This is a genomic window from Algoriphagus aquatilis, from assembly GCF_042657405.1.
Lineage (GTDB): Bacteria > Bacteroidota > Bacteroidia > Cytophagales > Cyclobacteriaceae > Algoriphagus > Algoriphagus aquatilis.
In genome coordinates this window covers 1-3,852 of the sequence record NZ_JBHSKS010000006.1, presented here as the reverse complement: position 1 = coordinate 3,852, position 3,852 = coordinate 1, and the positions used below count along the sequence as shown (strand labels likewise).

At 37.9% G+C, this 3,852-nt stretch carries 3 protein-coding genes; all 3 read right to left on the bottom strand.

What is annotated here, in order from left to right:
* The coding region (locus tag ACFPIK_RS09230; RefSeq protein ID WP_377914486.1) for an invasin domain 3-containing protein at nucleotides 1-2,467 on the bottom strand (2,467 nt) is incomplete at its 3' end.
* 3 nt (nucleotides 2,468-2,470) lie between these two features.
* Nucleotides 2,471-3,484, bottom strand: coding sequence for a PorP/SprF family type IX secretion system membrane protein (locus ACFPIK_RS09225; protein ID WP_377914484.1), 1,014 nt, complete (start codon nucleotides 3,482-3,484; stop codon nucleotides 2,471-2,473).
* A gap of 222 nt (nucleotides 3,485-3,706) precedes the next feature.
* The coding region (locus tag ACFPIK_RS09220) for a T9SS type B sorting domain-containing protein (protein WP_377914845.1) at nucleotides 3,707-3,852 on the bottom strand (146 nt) is incomplete at its 5' end.

The window sequence follows — 3,852 nt, the reverse complement described above, 5'->3', positions numbered from 1 at the left end:
TTAAACTACCTCCCAATACAGAAGAATTCTCTCCGTTTACAAATCCGGAATAGTTTACGCCGTTTCCGTTACTGTATGCCAATCCATTATACACTTTCGTGTCATCAATAGCTGTCACCGTCAATGAGGCTTTAGAGACGTCAAATTCAATAGACTCCACATTCGACACACCCGCTGAGGATGCTGAAAGCTTGTAGTCATCTCCGGCTTTATTTACCGAAACACCCGTAAATGTCACTAATCCATTAACTGCATTGACCGTCACCGTACCTGTTAGACCTGCTCCATTGTTGATTGTAAGAGTAACTGGCGCATTGCTATTTGCTCTTTGACCACATTCATCTAATAGCTCCACTGTGACATTACCCAAATTGTCTCCGTAAGTAATATCACCTGGCTGGGATACGAATCTGAGCGAAGGATCCAAATTAGACACATTTACAGTAACTGTCAGGAAATCCATTACACCATTGGAGTCCACAGCTCTTATTACTACTACATAAGAATTGTTATTTAATCCAGCACCTCTATCAACAGGGTTTTCAAAATCACGAGGAGCCTTAAAACTAAGTTGACCAGTAGTTGAATTTATTTGAAAAAAGTCAGAATCTTCTCCACCAAAAATAGTCCATGTGGCAGGTCTTAAAGAGGTATAGGTGGCAACCACTGTTTCGCATTCAGTAACTGTTTTATAGTTTATTCCTGGGCAAGGATTTTCTGCCGATTGATCTTGTACAATCAAATCAGAACTTGTGGAAACTGTATTAGAGAAACTTCCTACAGACGCACCTATATTTACAGAAAAAAGTCTTCTGGCCGCAGAGGAATTGGTATTTCCCATCCTTATTTGAATCTGAGATACCGGGCTTTGATAGTTAGCGACAAAAGATGCCGTATTATCAAAAGTAATACCTCCTAACGAACTAGTTCTTCCCAAGAATCTGGTAAACCCACTCCTAGTTCCAGACTGAACTACCAATTGAGAGGTAGCATCAACCGAATAACTCGAAAATCCTGAAATTTCTATAAATTCTCTGGAAGTGCCAGAACCATCTACGTCAACGCCGGTAAGTAAAAAGTTCTTAACCGAAACTTGCTGAGAAGTAGTATTATCAAAAAACTTAATGTCAAAATCCACAAAACTCCCGCCTGTGGAAGATGAATTGATTTCTGGCTGTAAGCGACCTGCATTAGAACCGTCATTGTCAAGTATAAAATCTGTAACATTGGATCTGCCGGTGATGGTCACTTCTACATTTAACACTCTACCGTTTACAGTAATCGCATTATTTCTAATATATCGCGAATTTACCGCACCTTGAGTACCATTTACTAAAGTTAAACCACTGATATTAACATTTTGATAGTTCAAATCAATAGAAGTATCTGATGACACACAGTTTTCTAAAACAGTTATGTTTGCAGAATTGGATATTGCCGAAGAATTTATGCTCCCACTGATAGTAACAGCACCTACGGTAGTAGAAGTGAAGGATGCACTATATGTTCCATCCAAATTATCAACTACATTACTAAGTGTGCCAGATGGTGAGGTTAAGATAACCGGTCCTGCAGAGTAAGAAAGATTAACACCAGTAGAACTTTTCAACTGAACAATAATAGTAGAATTACTTAACCCATCTGAATTGATTGTGGATGGACTGGCTGTAATAGTGGTCCGAGTAGGATCAGGAAGCTCAGGACGAAGAGCAATTAAAATGGCAGAATTTCTCGCATCTCCACTTAATGTAGTTGTACCGATTCCTGTAGAACCTGCATTATTTTTGATAGCCCAGGCAGCTCCAACCGACAAATCATCGTTAGCGCTATTAAAAGGCACATCGTAAAGCTCCGTTAATGCCCCCGGAGAAGTAGCAGTGGACCAATCAGACCAAGTACGATTATTGTTTGCTTGACCAAACATGATGATGGCAGCACCATTCACCGATGTAGTGATGGAAGAGGCATTCACCAAATCTGAAGAATTTGGGGAAACAGTAAAGCTACCGATAACATCAAATGGTGAATTACCAACCAAACGGACACCAGAAAAAGCTAGCATGGCACCTACTGCATCGTTGGTACCCGTTCCTAAAGCAAAGGTATAGTTGGAAGGCTCAGATGCTCCCGCTATCCTATATAGAACTGATGCTCTCGTATCTCCCCCTATACCATTCACCACAGCACTTTCTAAAAGAGTCCATCCGATTGCCGAAGGATCTGTGGATCCATTATTTTCTTTGACAATATTAACTATAAGAACATCTCCAGCTTGAACACCAGAAGGTGTATTTATTGTCAAATTAGTGTTTGTAGACGTTGCTGAGGTTACTGAACCTCGCTGTTGTATTTGTGAAAAGGCAAAATTAAAAAAGCCTGCTACAAATAGCATTAAAACTCCCATTCCAAATTTGTAAATGGCTTTACGGAAGTTTCGTGAATAACTAGTTCTCATATCAGTTTTCATAAATTACCAAATCATTGAATAGTTTTTTTCTTCATCGCTTTTGAACAGAAAAAGCGTCAACATCAATTCGTGAGAAGGATTTGGCAACAAATAAGTCTTACCTATTGGCAGTTCATACACATATCCTACTCTAAGCTTAGAAAGTAACAAGCCAAATTGAAAATTATTAGCGTAGCTGAATCGATGTCCAGCTCCTACCCAAAATTTTTCATTGTAAATAAACTTAGCACTAGCTTCAACATTACGAGGAAGATTGCTCTGTGATCGGTACAAAAAAGAAGTGCTCATAGAAAGATTGTTTGCAACTTTGCTTCTATATCCTGCATGAAAAATCGATATAGGAACTCTCGTTCCAATAAAATTGTCCCCGCTTGAAATCTTACCCTGGCTAACATTATTCAAGGAGTAAGAAAGAAAATAATCAGTACTGGTGAGGGCAACTCCAAGATTAAAATCAATAAAATTCATTTTTGAAAAACGACCTTGGTATGGGGATATAATTGGGTCATTGGACTGCTCTGTTGTTAAATTAAACCCATCTAATTGATGGCTATTGATATTGGCCGCCGCACCTAATCTTAAATTGGCGTTCTCACTAATTCTAACTCTTGAAGCATAACCTATAATTATTTCGTTCTCTTTGAAGGGGCCATAGGAGTCTACAAGAATATTTAAGCTAAAGCCATTCTTTCCAACCAAGTCAGAATTTTGAGTTCCTTTAGCTTCCTCAAAATCTAAATCCGCAGAGATTAAATAGGTTTTTGGGGCACCATCAAAATCCGCCCACTGATTTCGATAGAAACTTCTCATGGAAGAGCCTTCATATCCTCCCATGGAAGGATTGAGGTAACTTTTCAAATGTGAAAATTGACCAAAATATTTCCTAGACTGGGAATAACTTTTTTCACAGTTAAATTGAAAGAGAATGATCAACGATGAAAGCAAAAAACTTTGCCTTTTTAAGAATTCAAACATTTTATATTGTATTTTTAGTTTGAAAATATATTGTTTCTTCAAACAAATGAAGGTTTATTATGTTTGTTAAAAAAAAAAAAGAATTGAAGTGCGCTTTTTTTATCACTAAATGCATTTATGCTTGATTTATTTACAATTCCATTTTGCTGAATTAAGCTAACTATAAGGACCGAGTTTGCTTAATTGGATTTGCATGGATAGGATGACGAATTCAAAATGCATTTAACAGCATTCCGTAATACCTCCAAAGAAAGATTAGTAATATTAATTATTGGTCACAAGCTGAATCCATCCTTTGAATTCGGTCGGATTACCGTTGATATCCACCACAGAAAGGATGTAGAAGTAGGTACCAGATACCAGTCCTTCTCCAGCCCAATCGTTTTGATACCCTTTCTTCTGGAATACGT